Origin of the sequence: Acinetobacter sp. BEC1-S18-ESBL-01, assembly GCF_014169935.1 — a bacterium.
Lineage (GTDB): Bacteria > Pseudomonadota > Gammaproteobacteria > Pseudomonadales > Moraxellaceae > Acinetobacter > Acinetobacter pittii.
Map to the genome: position 1 here is coordinate 75,642 of NZ_AP022302.1, position 17,790 is coordinate 93,431.

At 39.2% G+C, this 17,790-nt stretch carries 13 protein-coding genes and 2 pseudogenes; 12 read left to right on the plus strand and 3 right to left on the minus strand.

The features are described 5' to 3' along the window. Positions 1-105 precede the first annotated feature (105 nt). The 3 genes from H7R46_RS00360 (at position 106) to zigA (ending at position 3,752) form a co-directional block, all read left to right on the plus strand. Positions 106-1,494: an amino acid permease gene (locus H7R46_RS00360; protein WP_005066632.1), complete on the plus strand. Its 1,389-nt coding sequence runs from the start codon at positions 106-108 to the stop codon at positions 1,492-1,494. A gap of 163 nt (positions 1,495-1,657) precedes the next feature. Further along, on the plus strand, positions 1,658-2,344 hold the full coding sequence (locus H7R46_RS00365; protein WP_005066633.1) for a D-Ala-D-Ala carboxypeptidase family metallohydrolase: 687 nt from the start codon (positions 1,658-1,660) through the stop codon (positions 2,342-2,344). A gap of 142 nt (positions 2,345-2,486) precedes the next feature. After that, a complete protein-coding gene (gene zigA / locus H7R46_RS00370) occupies positions 2,487-3,752 on the plus strand; it encodes a zinc metallochaperone GTPase ZigA (protein WP_025469768.1) in 1,266 nt (421 codons plus the stop codon). Positions 3,753-3,785: 33 nt separating this feature from the next. Here the strand turns inward: zigA and H7R46_RS00375 are convergent, their stop codons facing one another. Next, a complete protein-coding gene (locus tag H7R46_RS00375; RefSeq protein ID WP_005066638.1) occupies positions 3,786-4,898 on the minus strand; it encodes an acyltransferase family protein in 1,113 nt (370 codons plus the stop codon). Positions 4,899-5,251: 353 nt separating this feature from the next. Here H7R46_RS00375 and hutC point away from each other — a divergent pair, with 353 nt between their 5' ends. The 9 genes and pseudogenes from hutC to H7R46_RS00420 all read left to right on the plus strand — a co-directional run. After that, on the plus strand, positions 5,252-6,004 hold the full coding sequence (gene hutC, locus H7R46_RS00380; protein ID WP_005066641.1) for a histidine utilization repressor: 753 nt from the start codon (positions 5,252-5,254) through the stop codon (positions 6,002-6,004). Then, positions 6,001-6,576: a HutD family protein gene (locus tag H7R46_RS00385; protein WP_005066642.1), complete on the plus strand. Its 576-nt coding sequence runs from the start codon at positions 6,001-6,003 to the stop codon at positions 6,574-6,576. Before hutC ends, H7R46_RS00385 begins: the two co-directional genes overlap by 4 nt. Positions 6,577-6,837: 261 nt before the next feature. Then, complete coding sequence (gene hutU / locus H7R46_RS00390) at positions 6,838-8,505, plus strand: urocanate hydratase (protein WP_014207979.1); 1,668 nt, start codon at positions 6,838-6,840, stop codon at positions 8,503-8,505. Positions 8,506-8,592: 87 nt separating this feature from the next. Next, on the plus strand, positions 8,593-10,131 hold the full coding sequence (gene hutH / locus H7R46_RS00395; RefSeq protein WP_000421598.1) for a histidine ammonia-lyase: 1,539 nt from the start codon (positions 8,593-8,595) through the stop codon (positions 10,129-10,131). A gap of 64 nt (positions 10,132-10,195) precedes the next feature. Further along, positions 10,196-11,608 (plus strand): amino acid permease, encoded by a 1,413-nt coding sequence (locus H7R46_RS00400; RefSeq protein ID WP_005066647.1) that lies wholly within the window; start codon positions 10,196-10,198, stop codon positions 11,606-11,608. 51 nt (positions 11,609-11,659) lie between these two features. Beyond that, entirely contained in the window at positions 11,660-12,865 is a 1,206-nt protein-coding gene (gene hutI, locus H7R46_RS00405; protein ID WP_005066649.1) for an imidazolonepropionase, read from the plus strand. A 10-nt stretch (positions 12,866-12,875) separates the two neighbouring features. Beyond that, complete coding sequence (gene hutG / locus H7R46_RS00410; protein ID WP_017398981.1) at positions 12,876-13,796, plus strand: formimidoylglutamase; 921 nt, start codon at positions 12,876-12,878, stop codon at positions 13,794-13,796. A gap of 93 nt (positions 13,797-13,889) precedes the next feature. Further along, positions 13,890-14,418: pseudogene (locus H7R46_RS19245) on the plus strand (glutamate racemase); the annotation flags it as partial. A gap of 52 nt (positions 14,419-14,470) precedes the next feature. After that, positions 14,471-15,256, plus strand: a pseudogene (locus H7R46_RS00420) (IS3 family transposase); the annotation flags it as partial. 83 nt (positions 15,257-15,339) lie between these two features. On the opposite strand, the gene H7R46_RS00425 reads toward H7R46_RS00420, so the two are convergent. Both H7R46_RS00425 and H7R46_RS00430 read right to left on the minus strand, forming a co-directional pair. Continuing rightward, a complete protein-coding gene (locus tag H7R46_RS00425; RefSeq protein ID WP_001061528.1) occupies positions 15,340-15,825 on the minus strand; it encodes a GNAT family N-acetyltransferase in 486 nt (161 codons plus the stop codon). Then, entirely contained in the window at positions 15,822-17,786 is a 1,965-nt protein-coding gene (locus H7R46_RS00430) for a carbamoyltransferase C-terminal domain-containing protein (RefSeq protein WP_005066660.1), read from the minus strand. The genes H7R46_RS00425 and H7R46_RS00430 overlap by 4 nt, the downstream gene beginning before the upstream one ends. Positions 17,787-17,790 lie beyond the last annotated feature (4 nt).

The following is a 17,790-nucleotide window of genomic DNA, read 5'->3' on the forward strand; positions in this document are numbered from 1 at the left end:
AAGTCACGCAATTATTTTTTCATGAATCTCTATGAAAGTTTGATCAATTTATGATATACGTAATTTATTGGAAAAAAATTACGTGACACGGATGAGAATAATCATATGTCAGCACAAGAGCAAGGAAACCTGAAACATGGTTTGAGTAATCGGCACATCCAGCTTATTGCATTGGGTGGGGCGATTGGCACAGGGCTTTTTCTTGGTATATCACAATCGATTAAATTAGCAGGTCCATCGGTCATCCTCGGTTATGCCATTGCAGGATTTATTGCTTTTTTAATGATGCGTCAGCTTGGTGAAATGGTGGTAGAAGAGCCAGTTAGTGGATCTTTTAGTCATTTTGCCTACAAATATTGGGGACCATTTGCAGGGTTCATGTCAGGATGGAACTATTGGGTACTTAATGTACTCGTATGTATGGCAGAACTAAGCGCAATTGGTCTTTACATTCAATATTGGTGGCCGCAAATCCCGACGTGGGCATCTGCTTTAGCCTTCTTTGTCTTAATTAACGGCATTAATTTGCTACACGTTAAGTTTTTTGGCGAAATGGAATTTTGGTTTTCTATTGTCAAAATCTTAGCAATTCTTGCAATGATTGGCTTTGGTTCATATCTACTTGCAACAGGCACAGCAGGTCCACAGGCAAGCATTTCAAACCTTTGGGCACTTGGCGGTTTCTTCCCGTTCGGTGTTGAAGGCTTAGTGATGGCAATGGCGGTCATTATTTTTGCTTTTGGTGGTATTGAGCTTTTCGGTATTACTGCAGCTGAAGCACGTGACCCTGATAAAACTTTACCTAAAGCTGTGAATCAAATTATTTATCGTATTTTGATTTTCTATATTGCGACGCTTTTTGTTTTATTCTCGCTGTTCCCATGGAACCAAATGGCACAAGGCGGAAGCCCGTTTGTAATGGTCTTTGCTTCTTTAGATAGCCAAGGAATTGCAACGTTATTAAACTTTGTGATTTTGACTGCTGCTGTTTCAGTTTATAACGGGACAAGTTATTGCAGTAGCCGTATGTTGTTAGGCCTTGCGCAACAAGGAAATGCACCAAAAGTATTTGCACGTATTAATAAACGCGGTATTCCAACCAATGCAGTGATCCTTTCTGCGGCAGTCACTATTTTATGTGTACTGTTAAATTATATTTTCCCTGAAAAAGCATTTGGTTTACTCATGATGCTTGTGGTTGCAGCGATTGTAATTAACTGGGTTGTAATTTCATGGACGCATTTAAAATTCCGCAAATATATGCAGCGCCAAGGGCAAACAACGAAGTTCCCAAGCTTTATGTATCCGTTTAGCAACTATCTATGCATACTGTTTATGCTGGGTATTTTGGTCGTGATGTCTTTAACACCAGATATGCGTGTTGCGGTCATGATGATTCCTGGCTGGATCTTGTGTTTGATGGCGGCTTACCAATTTAAACGCCGAAAATTAAAAGCTGAGCAGTCTGTACCTGCCTTAGAAGCAGATATTTAATAAATTATTGAGTTGTATCTAAAAAGGACGTCTGACAGGCGTCCTTTTTTATTTTTAAAATTTAGCAACAGAAATCAAAGGATTTTATTATTGTTATAATATAACATTTCATTAATTTAATGATGAGCAATTTTCCCATTTTTGGTGAAGATAGAGCATATTTATGAAGCGTTATTTCGGTTTAATTTTATTATCTCTCACAGCATGTAGCACTCAAACACCCAAGCCAACAACTCCTTTGCACACCCGGACCTCTTTACCTCAACCTACAAAAACAGTAGTCAAAATAAAGCCTCAACCCGAGGCGTATGTTGCGTGGTTAGCTTCAGCAGACCATCAACAGGCTGTACAAGCTTACAAGCAATTTCTTAAGCAAAAAGGGCTTGCCAATTTAGTTCCAGACCATGAATTATTAAGCTCAGCTCGCGATTGGCAAAAATGTGGAGTTGAGCCTTACGCGGTGCCACCACGGGAGATTTGGTCCAATATTGTTCCGACGCTTAGCATTTTAAAAGCGTTAGTTGAGGATGGCGTAATTAATGATTTTGAAGTGACTTCGGTCTACCGGGCGTTGTCTCTAAACCGCTGTGCAGGTGGTGCTGATGCTTCTCGACATGTCTTTAATGCAGCGCTTGATTTTAGAATTGGGCCAGAACAGCCTACCGATTTAGACCAATTCAATATTCAGCAAACTAAAACCAAACTTTGTCAGTTTTGGGCTACAAAAGGCCAAGCGCTTAATATGGGACTAGGTGTTTATGCTTCAGGACAAATCCATATTGATAGCCAAGGATTCCGTGCATGGGAGCCTGACCATCACTACAAAACCTCAATTTGTCAGGGACTATAAAAGCAATTTTTTCAACGACTAAGTAAATTGATTTAAATAAAAGCGGAATAAAAACTTGATTGATAGTTATGTTATAACATAATATTATTGTGGTTTAGAAATAGATTACGCCTGTGATCTGGCCATACTTAGATGGCCAGCCATGATCAGTTTAAATATTATTCGAAGAGATCAAGCCATGCGCACTGCAATCGCCAACTCATTTGCCAAGCTTCCCGTCACTGTTTTATCAGGCTTTTTAGGTGCAGGAAAAACCACATTACTCAACCATATTTTAAATAATCGTGAAGGCCGCCGTATTGCCGTGATTGTCAATGATATGTCTGAGGTGAATATTGATGCGGCATTAGTACGCGAAGGTGGGGCAGAGCTTTCAAGAACGGATGAAAAGCTGGTTGAAATGAGTAATGGCTGTATCTGTTGTACGTTACGCGAAGATTTATTAGTTGAGGTGAGACGTTTAGCCGACGAAGGGCGCTTTGACCAATTGGTGATTGAGTCAACTGGTATTTCAGAACCGTTACCTGTGGCAGAAACTTTTACTTTTGAAGATGAAGATGGAAACTCACTCAATGAGTTCGCTCGACTCGACACCATGGTCACGGTAGTCGATGCTTTTAATTTTCTGAAAGACTACAGTTCAGTTGACTCCCTGCAGCAACGCGGCGAATCATTAGGGGAGCAAGATGAAAGAACTGTAGTCGATCTTCTCATTGATCAAATCGAGTTTTGTGATGTGATTGTGCTGAATAAAATTGATTTGATTGATCAGGCTCAGCAAGACCAGCTGATCGCCATTTTAAGAACTCTAAACCCGCGTGCCCGAATTGAAATTGCTCAATTTGGAAAGATCGCTTTAGATAAAATTTTAAATACACAGCTATTTGATTTTGATGAAGCTGCCCAAGCACCAGGCTGGTTAAAAGAGTTACGTGGTGAGCATACGCCAGAGACTGAAGAGTATGGCATTAGTAGCTTTGTTTACCGCGCTCGCCGACCTTTCCATCCAGAGCGTTTTTATGATTTGGTTCAGGCTGAATGGCCAGGAGTCGTGCGTTCTAAGGGCTTTTTCTGGTTGGCTGCCGAACCGACATTGGCTTATTCATGGTCACAAGCAGGTGCAATGGCTCGACACGGCTTGGCAGGTTATTGGTGGGCCGCCGTTGCAGAAGAAGACTGGCCGAGTGACCTAGCCAGCATTGAAGAAATTAAGAAAAATTGGGATGCTCGCACAGGTGATGCGCGTCAGGAGCTGGTTTTAATTGGTATGCAAATGGATGAGCAAGCTTTAATACAACGCTTGGATCGCTGCTTGTTAAGTGATGAAGAAATGGCTTTAGGACCACAAGTTTGGCAGAACTGGCCTAATCCTTTTAAACAAGAAGATGAAACCATGTTGATCGCTTAATTAAATAAGCCCCTATTTTAAAGGGGCTTATTTTTATGATTTATCTTTAATGAAAATCTTTCGAATGTAGCTGTTGAGTGGGCTGGAATAATATTTTTCAATTGCTGCGCTGATGATAAAAGTCAAAACCAGATAGCTAATTAAAAGCATAATTTTGATGCTAGCGTCGGTTTGAGCTGGAACAAAGGCAACTTTCATAAGGCCTAGTACTACCAGATGAAACAAATAAGTTTCGTAACTTCTTTGCCCCAACCAGACCATCACTTTGGTAAATAGATTATGTGCTTGTGTTTCGGAAGGATGTTGGAAACACAGAATGAGTAAAGCTGTGGCAAGAGCAAATAAGCTAATACCCCATGTACTGACTTCTTTAATAGGCGCATATAAATATAGAGCGGTCATACTCAAAATAATCAACCATGAAAGAGGTTTTTTATAAGTCCAGTCTGGTCGATAGGTATGAGAAAAAATGGCAGTTAAACAGCCCACCGCTATACCATCAAAACTCGAAAAATAATGATATAAATAGGCACCGCTTTCTTCTCCAAAATGCAAAGACCTAAAATAAGGCCCATATAAAATTACGCCAACAAGTAAAGCAATAAAGACCTTATTACTACGCGTAAGTAGACACAATAATGGAAAAACAAAGTAAAAAACTTCTTCTACAGAGAGTGACCACAATACCCCCAAAGCATAGTTTACCCAACCAAATTTAATAATCAGGATATTCATCCAGAAGGTTAAAGCTGCAAAAATTGTTAGTGGATAGGAAACCTCAATGCCATTCGGGGCTTGGTTCATAAAGGGTTTTAAGTCAAATGAACCAAGTATGCTTACACCTAAAATGAGTAATACCAGACACGGTAAAATACGCGCTGCCCGTCGGATATAAAAATGCTTGAGGTTAATTGCGGAAAATTGTTTATCTCTTTTTAAGGTGTGATGAGTAATTAAGAACCCCGAAATTACAAAAAACATGGTCACGCCATAATTTCCGTTTCTTGCGATGACTGTGCTAAATGCTTCACCTAAGAAATCAAAACCTAACCATGTATCTTTAAGTTTATAGGGAATATTAAAATGGTGTAAAAGAACCAAAAGGATAGAAATTCCTCGAAGAATATCTATTTTATAATTACGCATTCGATGTGCTTCCAGTTTTATTAATATACTGTGTGGCAGAAGAATACTATCGATCAGTTATTTTAAATAAAAATTTTAAGCATCATTTCGTAAACCCGAAAAAATGATATTTTTTACATCCTTAAATGAGATACAGGCATAGCAGAAATAATTATTAAATAAATATTTATAAAGCATTTATATATTTGAATTTTTCTACATAAAACTTTAAATTAGCTCTTATTGAGCGATGTTTGTTTTTTAAGCTTTTTAAAATCTATTTAATTCATAAATTAACATGTTGTATGTGGTTGTATATACATAGCATGTCAACTAAAATATCTTTTTGCCTGCCGCCTTTTTGAGTATTTGTTATGCCCAGAACATCAAAACAAGAACATGCTGAGCTTTCGATTGAAGCTGATAGTCCAGTTCCTCTATACCAACGTGTAAAACAGCTGATTTCACAAAAGATTTATGAAGGCTCGTGGGCTGTAAATAAAAAAATTCCTTCGGAAAGTGAACTGGTTAATCAACTCGGTTGTAGCCGTATGACGGTAAACCGTGCGCTTCGTGAGTTAACGACTGAGGGTTTACTCGTTCGTATTCAGGGCGTTGGCTCATTCGTTGCTGAAGGGCAAGGCCGGACTGCACTTTTTCAGATTAATAATATTGCTGATGAGATTATTGCACGAAACCATAAGCACCACGCTGAAGTTTTGGTCTTAGAACAAATTTATGCAAATGCAGAGCAAAGCGTGTTAATGCAGACTCGCGAAGGGCAAAGATTATTTCACTCGATTATTGTGCATTATGAAAATGATGTACCTGTTCAGGTCGAAGATCGTTTAGTCGATGCAGCACTGATTCCAGATTATCTACAACAAGATTTTAAAACCATTACCCCGAATGCTTACCTCATGGCAAAAGCACCTGTGTCAGAAGGTGAGCATATTGTTGAGGCAGTTTTAGCATCTCCTCAAGAGTGTAAGTGGTTGAAGATCACCAAAGCTGAACCATGCTTACTCATCCGTCGCCGTACATGGTCAAATAAACAACTCATTTCAAGTGCACGATTAATTTATCCGGGCAGTCGCTATTATCTCGAAGGGAAATTTAACCCATGATTGAATTGATCAGGGCCGATCAATATACAAAAATGCTTTGGAAAAATGGTGCGGGTTTTACTTTGGAAATTGCCAGAAGCCAAGGTGAGGCTGATTTCGATTGGCGTATTTCGATGGCAGATGTGACCACTTCTGGGCCATTTTCGCTATTTCCCAATAAGCAGCGCATTATTAGCGTACTCGATGGACAGGGTATGGTACTGCATGTCGATGATCTTCCTGCCAAAACGCTGAACCAAGGTGATATTTTTGCTTTTCATGGTGAAAGTCAGGTCCAAAGTGAACTGGTAGACGGTGCAATTCGGGATTTAAATTTAATTTATGATCCTGCAAAGTTTCATGCCCGTTTTCAGTGGTTGAATGAGGTAGCGGAGCAGGCATTTATCAGCTCGGCAGACCTGATTTTTATTTTTAATCAGGGTAGTGAAACGGAAGTGAACGTTGATGATGATTTTGTTCAGCTTGCTGCTCACGAGACGCTAAAAATTGAGAAAAAATCTGGTGTCACATCAATCAATTTTCCAATAAAACAGCTCAAAAGTTGCTATATCATTGAGTTAATTCAACGTTAAAACCTAAGTAATTTGCTTATTCAAAAGCACATGTCTACTGAAAAGACATGTGCTTTTTTTATGCCAGATACAAAAATAAATTAATTTAATTCATGAGCTTATTCAAATTTTTTAAAAAAATATGAGCAAGCCTCTTCACGCCGAAAAATATTTGTGTAGTATATAGATGTATATACAAGTTAATACATTACTATACAAATGCAGAAACAAGTGATGTTCTGCTGATGTAAGCTCAAAGGAAGGAGTCCGCCTGTGACAACAATGACAACAAAATTTCGTGATGTAGAAATTCGTGCGCCACGCGGCACTGAATTGACGGCTAAAAGTTGGTTAACTGAAGCTCCATTACGTATGTTGATGAATAACCTTGATCCGGACGTTGCAGAAAACCCGAAAGAGTTGGTTGTATACGGTGGTATTGGCCGTGCAGCACGAAACTGGGAATGTTTCGACAAAATTGTAGATACGCTAAAAAATCTTGAAACTGATGAAACTTTATTGGTTCAATCAGGCAAACCAGTAGGTGTGTTTAAAACTCATAAAGATGCACCACGCGTTTTAATTGCAAACTCAAACCTTGTACCGCACTGGGCAAACTGGGAACACTTTAACGAATTAGACGCTAAAGCTTTGGCAATGTACGGTCAAATGACAGCAGGTTCATGGATCTACATTGGTAGCCAAGGCATTGTACAAGGTACTTATGAAACTTTCGTTGAAGCAGGCCGCCAACACTACAACGGTGACTTAAAAGGTCGTTGGGTGCTTACTGCTGGTTTAGGTGGTATGGGTGGTGCTCAGCCTCTAGCTGCAACACTTGCAGGTGCATGTTCTTTAAATATTGAATGCCAACAAGCAAGTATCGATTTCCGTTTACGTACGCGTTATGTAGACGAACAAGCAACTGATTTAGACGACGCTTTAGCGCGTATTGACCGTTATACGAAAGAAGGTAAAGCAATTTCAATTGCGCTTCATGGTAACGCTGCTGAAATTTTACCTGAGCTTGTACGCCGTGGTGTACGTCCAGACATGGTGACTGACCAAACAAGTGCGCACGATCCCCTTAATGGCTACTTACCAGTAGGTTGGACTTGGGATGAATACCGTGCACGTGCGAAAACTGAACCAGAAGCTGTTGTAAAAGCTGCAAAACAGTCGATGGCGAAGCACGTACAAGCGATGCTTGATTTCCAAAAAATGGGTGTTCCAACATTTGACTATGGCAACAACATCCGTCAAATGGCGAAAGAAGAAGGTGTAGCAAACGCTTTTGATTTCCCAGGCTTCGTACCTGCATACATTCGTCCATTGTTCTGCCGTGGTATTGGTCCATTCCGTTGGGCAGCGCTTTCTGGTGATCCAGAAGACATTTATAAAACAGATGCCAAAGTTAAAGAGTTAATTCCTGATGATGAACATTTACATCACTGGTTAGACATGGCACGTGAACGTATTAGCTTCCAAGGCTTACCAGCGCGTATTTGCTGGGTTGGTTTAGGCTTACGTGCAAAACTTGGTTTGGCATTTAACGAAATGGTTCGTAGCGGTGAATTATCAGCTCCAGTTGTGATTGGTCGTGACCATTTAGACTCAGGTTCGGTTGCAAGTCCAAACCGTGAAACTGAAGCAATGCAAGACGGCTCAGATGCAGTATCAGACTGGCCTTTATTAAACGCGTTGCTCAATACGGCAGGCGGCGCAACTTGGGTGTCTTTACATCACGGTGGTGGTGTAGGTATGGGCTTCTCTCAACACTCAGGCGTTGTGATTGTGTGTGATGGTACAGATGAAGCTGCTGCACGTATTGCTCGCGTTCTGACCAATGACCCTGCAACAGGTGTTATGCGTCATGCCGATGCAGGTTATGAAATTGCGATTAACTGTGCGAAAGAGCAAGGCCTACACTTGCCAATGATCACGCAATAAAAATACACGGAAGAACTGGCGGTGCTTTTTGCAATTGTGAAAAGCACCGTCTCAGCAGAATATAGTGCAAAAAATTAGGAAGCCAACATGGAATTATTAATCCAACCGGGAAAACTGACCTTAGCCGATTTACGTCAAGCGTACCTCAACCCGATCAAAGTTAAATTAGATGAAAGTGCTTCATCTGCAATTAATGCAAGCGTGGCTTGCGTTGAGAAAATTGTAAATGAAGGACGTACAGCTTACGGTATTAACACGGGCTTTGGCTTACTTGCTTCAACTAAAATTGCGCCTGAAGATTTAGAAAAGTTACAACGTTCATTAGTTCTTTCGCATGCGGCAGGTGTTGGTGAAGCACTTGATGATGCAATGGTTCGTTTGATTATTCTATTGAAAGCAAATAGCTTGGCGCGTGGTTTCTCTGGTATTCGTCGTAAAGTGATTGATGCTTTGTTGGCTTTAATTAATGCCGAAGTTTACCCACACATTCCACTGAAAGGTTCAGTAGGGGCTTCAGGTGACTTGGCACCACTTGCACACATGTCTTTAGTGTTACTTGGTGAAGGTAAGGCACGTTATAAAGGTGAATGGTTACCAGCAGTTGAAGCTTTAAAAGTTGCAGGTTTAGAACCAATTTCTTTAGCAGCTAAAGAAGGCTTAGCACTTTTAAATGGTACACAAGTTTCAACGGCTTATGCTTTACGCGGCTTATTTGAAGCGGAAGATTTATTTGCAGCTGCAACTGTTTGTGGTGGCTTAAGCGTTGAAGCAATGCTGGGTTCACGTGCACCATTCGATGCGCGTATTCACGAAGTACGTGGTCAACGTGGCCAAATTGATGTGGCTGCGGCTTATCGTGACCTATTAACAGACTCAAGTGAAATTGCACATTCACACGAAGACTGTAGCAAAGTCCAAGACCCATACTCTTTACGTTGCCAACCACAGGTGATGGGCGCATGTTTAACCCAAATCCGTCAGGCTGCTGAAGTACTAGAAATTGAAGCGAATGCTGTATCTGATAACCCGCTTGTTTTTGCTGAACAAGGTGATGTGATTTCTGGTGGTAACTTCCATGCAGAACCTGTAGCAATGGCGGCCGATAATCTAGCTTTGGCAATTGCAGAAATTGGTTCACTGTCTGAACGTCGTATTTCAATGATGATGGACCGTCACATGTCACAACTTCCACCGTTCTTAGTGGCAAATGGTGGTGTTAACTCAGGCTTTATGATTGCTCAAGTTACCGCTGCTGCTCTTGCAAGTGACAACAAAGCGCTTGCACATCCAGCAAGTGTTGATAGCTTACCGACTTCTGCCAACCAAGAAGACCATGTATCGATGGCTCCGAATGCTGGTAAACGTCTTTGGTATATGGCTGACAACGTCCGCGGCATTTTAGCTGTTGAATGGTTAGGCGCTTGTCAGGGTCTAGACTTCCGTGAAGGCCTAAAAAGCTCGCCTAAACTTGAACAAGCTCGTAAAATCTTGCGCGCTCAAGTGCCTTACTACAGTGAAGACCGTTTCTTTGCTCCTGATATTGAGCAAGCAAGTGAATTACTCTCAAGCGGCTGCTTAAACGAGTTAATTATTCCAAAACTACTCCCTAGTTTATCTGAAGTGTGATTGATAAAACGGTCACATGGAGTGGCCGAATCTAACTAAATATCCTCAAGGATTGGAGATTATAATGTCACAAAACTCCACACTACAGCGGGGTTTAAACACCCGCCATATTCGTTTCTTGGCATTGGGCTCAGCAATTGGAACTGGGCTTTTCTATGGTTCGGCAACTGCCATTAAAATGGCAGGGCCTTCAGTATTACTTGCGTATATCGTTGCAGGGATTGCAATTTATATCGTTATGCGCGCATTGGGTGAAATGGCTGTCCAAAACCCTGTCTCTGGTTCATTTAGCCACTATGCTTCACAGTACATTGGTCCGCTGGCTGGATTTACGACAGGATGGACTTATGTTTTTGAGATGATCATTGTGGCGTTGGCTGATGTCACTGCTTTTGGTATTTATATGGGGTTCTGGTATCCCGATGTACCACGGTGGATCTGGATTTTATCCCTGATTATGTTCTTGGGTGCAATTAACCTTATTCACGTTAAAGTCTTTGGTGAACTCGAGTTTTGGCTTTCTATTGTCAAGGTGAGCGCCATTGTTGCCATGATTTTAGGTGGAATCGGCTTAATGTTCTATGGTTTCCATGCTGACCATAGCAGTGTGGTACCGGGTATTCAAAACTTATGGATTTATGATGGCTTTATGCCGCATGGGATTGCAGGCTTAGTTGCATGTTTATCTGTGGTTGTATTTGCTTTCGGTGGTATCGAAATTATTGGTATTACAGCAGGTGAATCACAAGATCCGAAAACCACCTTACCTAAAGCAATTAATGCAGTTCCAGTACGTATTTTACTTTTCTATGTGTTGACCATTTTTGTACTGATGTCGATTTTCCCATGGAATCAAATTGGTAGCCAAGGTAGTCCATTTGTACAGATTTTTGAGAATTTGGGCATTCAATCAGCAGCTACAATTTTAAATATTGTCGTGATTACTGCTGCTGTTTCAGCGATTAATAGTGATGTATTTGGTGCTGGTCGTATGCTTTATGGCATGGCAAACCGTGGTCAAGCGCCTCGAGTTTTCCAGAAATTATCACATAATGGTGTGCCATGGATGACTGTAGTGGTTATGGCTGGCGTGCTATTAATTGGTGTAGTGCTGAACTACTTGATTCCTGAAAATGTATTCATGATCATTGCCTCGATTGCAACTTTCGCAACCGTTTGGGTGTGGCTCATGATCTTGCTTTCGCAAGTTGCGATGCGCCGTAAGTTGTCTACTGCTGAAATTAAGGCATTGGATTTCCCTGTTATTGGTTGGCCGTATGCTCCTGCGTTTGCAATTGGTTTTATGGTGTTCATTTTAGTCATGATGGGTTATTTCCCAGATTCACGCCCTGCAATTTATGTGGGAATCACATGGCTTGTTCTGTTAATGATCGCTTATCGCATTTGGGTCAAACCTCAGCAAAATTCGGGAAAGCAAAATAATTCAATTCCGCAAAACATCGAGATAGAAAGCTAACAAGTCAACTGCCCAATGGTTTAACTATTGGGCAGTTTTGAGGAAAGGCGAATGAAAAAACTTTGGCAAAATTGCCACATTGCGACCATGCAAAATGGGCAATATTCCTACATTGAAGATGCTGCAATCGTCACAGAAGGGCATCTCATTCATTGGATTGGAAAACAACAACAACTTCCTGCCGACACTTATTCCGAAACAGTTAACTTAAATGGCGCTTGGGTAACCCCAGGGTTGATCGACTGTCATACGCATAGTGTTTTTGGTGGCAACCGTAGTGTTGAGTTTGAAAAACGCTTGCAAGGTGTGAGCTATGCTGAAATTGCAGCAAGCGGTGGTGGTATTGCCAGCACAGTGCGTGCAACGCGTGAAGCAAGCGAAGAACAATTACTAAGCTCAGCACTTAAACGTATTCGTTGTATGCAACAAGACGGTGTAACCACTATCGAGATTAAGTCTGGTTACGGACTGAATTACGAAAATGAACGCAAGATGCTGCGTGTGATTCGTCAAATTGGTGAAGCTTTACCAATGACGGTAAAAAGTACCTGCCTAGCTGCGCATGCTTTGCCGCCAGAATACAAAGACCAAAGCGATGCTTATATCGAGCATATCTGTACAGAAATGCTGCCTAAACTGCATGCTGAAGGTTTAGTCGATGCAGTTGATGCATTCTGTGAGCATTTAGCATTTTCACCTGCTCAAGTTGAACGTGTTTTTAAAACGGCACAATCATTAGGTCTACCCGTTAAGCTTCATGCTGAGCAGCTCTCATCGCTAGGTGGCTCAAGTTTGGCAGCACGTTATCATGCGTTGTCGGCTGACCATTTAGAGTACATGACTGAAGATGATGTTAAAGCCATGGCAGAGTCGGGCACGGTTGCAGTGTTATTACCGGGTGCCTTTTATTTATTGCGTGAAACACAATATCCACCGATTGAAAGTCTCATTAAACATGGCGTGAGTATCGCGCTGTCGAGTGATTTAAATCCGGGTACATCTCCAGCACTTTCTTTACGTTTAATGCTCAACATAGGCAGTACACTTTTTCGCTTAACGCCTGAGCAAGCATTAGCGGGTGTCACCATTCATGCTGCACAAGCGCTCGGTTTAGAGCAAACACACGGCAGTTTAGAGCAGGGTAAAGTCGCTGACTTTGTGGCTTGGGATATTGAGCATCTATCTGAAATAGTTTACTGGCTGGGCGGAGATTTGCCTAAGCGAGTCGTTCAGCATGGACAAGAAGTTATTTTTTAGACGGTGGCATATGAATCACACATTTAAATGGCAAGGCCGCCATGATGGCGAGGGTGAAGCACACCAACGTATTCACCATATCATGAACAAAACCCAACCTGCTGAATTTGCCCTGATTGGTTTTAGCTCTGATGAAGGCGTGAAACGTAACAAAGGCCGAGTCGGCGCTGCTGATGCACCAGATGCGATTCGTACACAACTGGCTAATTTACCGATTCATCGTCCAGTCAGTATTCTCGATTTGGGTACAGTGACCTGTGAATCTGAGAATTTAGAGCAAGCGCAAACCGAGTTGGCAGAGCAAGTCGCAAATAGCTTACAAAATGGTTTAAAACCGATTGTATTGGGCGGTGGACATGAGGTTGCCTTTGGCAGCTTTAGTGGTCTGTTCCACTATGTACAAGCCCACGCGCCAGATAAAAAAATAGGCATTATTAATTTTGATGCCCACTTTGATTTACGTGAAGCTGAACATGCCACCTCTGGAACACCATTTTTACAGGCAGCTCGACTTTCAGAACAGCATCAAAAACAATTTAATTATTTATGTATTGGGGTCGCCAACCATGCCAATACTAAAGTTTTGTTTGATACAGCCGATGCGCTGAATTGTTCATATTTAAGAGATCATGAGGTTAATATTTTTAACCTAAACAACGTGCTCGCGGCGGTTGATGCTTTTATTGAAAAAGTAGACTGTTTGTACATTACGATTGATTTAGATGTCTTCGCGGCTGCGGTTGCACCGGGGGTCAGTGCGCCAGCCGTAAAAGGAATTGATTTAGCCACTTTTGAAGCAATTTTTAAGCATATTCAAGAGACTGGCAAAATCAAACTTTTAGATATTGCCGAGTGCAATCCAAAATTTGATTTGGACAATCGAACAGCAAAACTGGCTGCGTATATTGTTTATCAATACTTCTTTAATTAATAAGTTAAAGAATATACTTTTGAGTCAGGTCTACTTAAGGCCTGACTTAAAAGAGTGTAAAAAATAATGAACTAGAAGAATAGCCCGATAGGAATGATTGATTCTGGTCTAGGAGGATTGTCTCTATTTATTAAGCACATTCGGCAGACCCTTCCTAATGAAGATATTATTTCCTTTGCAGACTCGAAATATATTCCCTATGGAGATAAAAATAGCGATTGGATTGTTTCAAGAAATACCTACTTAATCTCAAATCATTATAAATAACGGGAAGTACAAAACGATTATTGTTGCTTATAATATAATGACTGCGGGAGCGATTGAAACGACTAGAGCGCAAAATTAGTATTCCACTTATTGCTGCTATATAACCTGCGGTAAAACTAGCTGTAGGAATAACCTTAAGTAAATATATTATCGTTTTGGCAACTGAAACCAGCGTTAAAGGAAAAAATTTAGAAAATTTAATTGAAACTTACGCAAAAGATATCAAAGTGTCTTTACTGCCCTGTATTGGCCTGGCCGAAAAAATTGAAAATACTAAAGCACACACTGCTGAAGTTAAAAGCTATTTAAAAATATTTTGGATTCTCTGTTAGGACAAAAGGTTGATATGATCCTAGCAAAATAATGGACACAAAGTCCCTCTAAAGCTAACTACGGAGATATAAGAAATGGCGAAACGCTTTAGCACTGAATTTAAGCAACAAGCGATAGAGTATGTGCTGGCAAATTCACATGAACCATTAGCTGCCATAGCTAGGAAGTTGGGTGTGGGTTATTAAACGCTAGATAAACGGGTACGTGATACGTGAAATAAAAGTGGCTGGCGCCAGCAAACGACAACTAACACCAGAGCAACAACGTATTCTGGATTTAGAAAAAGAAGTCAAACAGCTTAGTGAAGCGAATGATATTCTAAAAAACGCATGTGTACTTTCTGACCGCAGATCAAACTTCGAAAAGTACACGGTAATTGCGGATTTAACGATGAACAAGAAAGTCACTATCTCTTCAGCCTGTAGATGTTTAGCTGTCAGCGCTGCTGGTTATTATGCTTGGCACAAGCGACGAGTTGATAATGCTCAGAAATATAAGGATTTAAAAGCAGTATATTAGCAACCTCATGCTCGTTTGGGCGCACCGTCATTGGTTTATGACATGCATGATCTGGGCTACAGCATGAGGGAACGTATGGTAGGAAGAATGCTTAAGCATCTTGGGTTATGCAGTAAGATTTCATGCAAATATAAGCATACGACAGATTCAAATCATCGTTTGCATACAACTCCCAATTTATTGGATCGCCAATTTACAGCCACAAAAACGAATCGGGTTCGGGTATGGACAACAGACATTACATACATTTGGATCAAAGAAGGTTAGTTGTATTTATGTGTGATGCTGGATCTATTTAGCCGTCGTATTGTAGGAGGCAAAGCAGCCATAGAATAGACCAATTTAAGGTCTATGAGGACACTAATTTGCCATCACACAATACGATGAATGAAAAGTGCTTTTGTAAAAGAGGCACTTTGTCGAATTATTTTATTTGTTTTCTATAAACATAATCATTATCTTCTTCATGAGTTTTTATAAAACCTGATTTCTCGAGAATTTTTATAGAAAATATGTTTCTAGGATCAACATAACCTTCTAGGTACTGCACATTATCTTTTTCTTTTAAAAAATTTTCAAGCCATTGCAAAGCAGAATATCCATAACCTTGGTTCCAATATTTTTTATAAATTACATAACCTACATAAGCTTTTTTTTCATCTTTTAATACTGTAGCTTGAATTGTACCAATTGGGTACTTTTTATGAAAGTCACTATATATTATCCAGTTCATCCACTCTTCGTTCGTATTATGAGATCCATCTATTAAAGATTGATACCTATTTCTCAATTGTTGTATATTCTCATACTTAACATCTGGAATATACAAATATAATTCATCATCCTGCAGGTAATTAAAAGTATTTTCTGCATCACTGATACTCAATAAAAATACATTTAAATTATTCATAATAAAACCTCATTTATTAAAAAAAATTTATATATAAATAGATTGTATAATTCAAAATGAAGATTTGAATTTTTATTATCTAATAATTTGTCATTAAAATTTAATGGTTGATTAAACAAAAATAATCTTTTTAGAGGCTCTTCTTTAATTATTAAAGAAATATCATTTAAGCTTAGAATGAGATCATCATTTAAATTGTGAGATCCATCATTAAATTTTCTCAGTATAAAAATATTATTATTAATTCTATATTTATTATCCCTTATTGCTTCGATGAAATAATTGTTTCTTTCGACTAAGTAGTTATCTATTAATAAATAATCAACATCAATTTTTTTTAGATACCAATCTATTGCTTGATTATAATTTTCTATAATAGGCTCATCTGGACCATTGAAAGATGTGTTAACTAATACGCCTAAACCTGTTATTTCTTTAAATTTTGTTATTAAATCATATAACCAAGGATCATCTTCATAATCTAGCGTTTGGCATCTTGTCGTATTATCTGGATGTTCTAAAGCTGGCATTTTTCTTAGATTACTATCAGATATATTATATGAGAACGTCATCCAAGAGCTATTTAAGGGACCGTGAAAGATATTTCCTATTTCTTCTTTTAGAATAATAGGTGCAACTGGTCTCCATGACTGTCTCTTCTTTATTTTGTTTAATTTGTTTTTTGTACTATCCAATAGTGGAGAGGCCAATATACTTCGTCCACCAAGTGCTCTTGGGCCAAACTCTGAGCGACCTGAACAACGAGCAAATATTTTCCCATCGAATATTAATTTTGCTACTTCATGGGTATTCGTTTTTTTGAATGAAATGAAATTTTTATGCTCTTTATTTAAAATATCTATATCTAGTTCATATTTGATGCCAAGCCTATCCGTTGTAACTTTGTTAACTTGATCTTTAAGTTTAACTGCACCCCAAAATGCACAACCAATTGATATTCCAGCATCATTTGGCGCACTTGGTAAACTAACACTATCGAAAAAACTACTGTTATAGATTTTAGAATTAGCTAAAATATTAAGAAAAGAGCCGCCTGCTAATGCGATATCCTTTAAACCTGTTAATTCTGATGCTTTCTTTGCATAATGTAAAAGTATATTTTCTGCAGCATTTTGACAACTATCTGCCAAATAAAATTTAGTTTCATCTGTTAATGTAAATTGATCATTATTATTTGAGGGTAATTTATATAGCATCTGTTGCCAATTATTATGATATATGATTTCTCCATCTTCTTCTTCAAAAATTTTTATTAATTCTTTACGTTTGTTATAGGCTGCTAAGGCCATCAAGGAGCCATGTTGCCCTTCTTTATTAAAAATTAATCTACTAACATTTTCATATAAGGCTCCAACACTTTGAATTATTGAAAAGTTATTAGGATGAGGAATTTGGCTTTCTCTATATTTTAAATCAAAGTATTCACCTAATTTAATTTTATAAATACTTAAATTTTCAGATTTAAGTTTGACTGGTTTTTTACATTCAATTATTGAATTATACCATTCCGAAAACTTCATTTCATAATCTTTTAATTCTTCAGTAGCTGATCCAGCATAATCAGATACTAATACACAAATTTCTTTTTTAGGTGCATAACTTGAAGCACAATAAGCATGAGCTAAATGATGTGAAATAACGTAATGATTATTTGAATAGGGATCAAAATCATCAAAATCCTCTTCTATAACCGAATGCTGAAATCCTACACCTCCTCTTGCAGTACCCTGAAAAGAAGACACAATAATATCAACTTGTTCGATTGAAAATCCAAAAGATTCTAAAAAATTCTTTATTTCTAGTCTCTTTGATAAACCATGACAAACGAAGTTTTTTATTCTGGTTATTCGTTCTAATTGTGTAGCTGCTATAAGCGTACCATCTTGAACTAATGCTAATGAAGCATGATGTCCTAAATGAATTCCTAATGATAGTCCCATTATT

Coding starts and splice junctions, on each gene's coding strand:
- H7R46_RS00430 (WP_005066660.1), bottom strand. CDS start 17,786: ATGGGACTATCATTAGGAATTCATTTAGGACATCATGCTTCATTAGCA.
- hutG (WP_017398981.1), top strand. CDS start 12,876: ATGAATCACACATTTAAATGGCAAGGCCGCCATGATGGCGAGGGTGAA.
- H7R46_RS00375 (WP_005066638.1), bottom strand. CDS start 4,898: ATGCGTAATTATAAAATAGATATTCTTCGAGGAATTTCTATCCTTTTG.
- H7R46_RS00365 (WP_005066633.1), top strand. CDS start 1,658: ATGAAGCGTTATTTCGGTTTAATTTTATTATCTCTCACAGCATGTAGC.
- H7R46_RS00360 (WP_005066632.1), top strand. CDS start 106: ATGTCAGCACAAGAGCAAGGAAACCTGAAACATGGTTTGAGTAATCGG.
- hutU (WP_014207979.1), top strand. CDS start 6,838: ATGACAACAAAATTTCGTGATGTAGAAATTCGTGCGCCACGCGGCACT.
- H7R46_RS00425 (WP_001061528.1), bottom strand. CDS start 15,825: ATGAATAATTTAAATGTATTTTTATTGAGTATCAGTGATGCAGAAAAT.
- zigA (WP_025469768.1), top strand. CDS start 2,487: ATGATCAGTTTAAATATTATTCGAAGAGATCAAGCCATGCGCACTGCA.
- hutC (WP_005066641.1), top strand. CDS start 5,252: ATGCCCAGAACATCAAAACAAGAACATGCTGAGCTTTCGATTGAAGCT.
- hutH (WP_000421598.1), top strand. CDS start 8,593: ATGGAATTATTAATCCAACCGGGAAAACTGACCTTAGCCGATTTACGT.
- H7R46_RS00400 (WP_005066647.1), top strand. CDS start 10,196: ATGTCACAAAACTCCACACTACAGCGGGGTTTAAACACCCGCCATATT.
- hutI (WP_005066649.1), top strand. CDS start 11,660: ATGAAAAAACTTTGGCAAAATTGCCACATTGCGACCATGCAAAATGGG.
- H7R46_RS00385 (WP_005066642.1), top strand. CDS start 6,001: ATGATTGAATTGATCAGGGCCGATCAATATACAAAAATGCTTTGGAAA.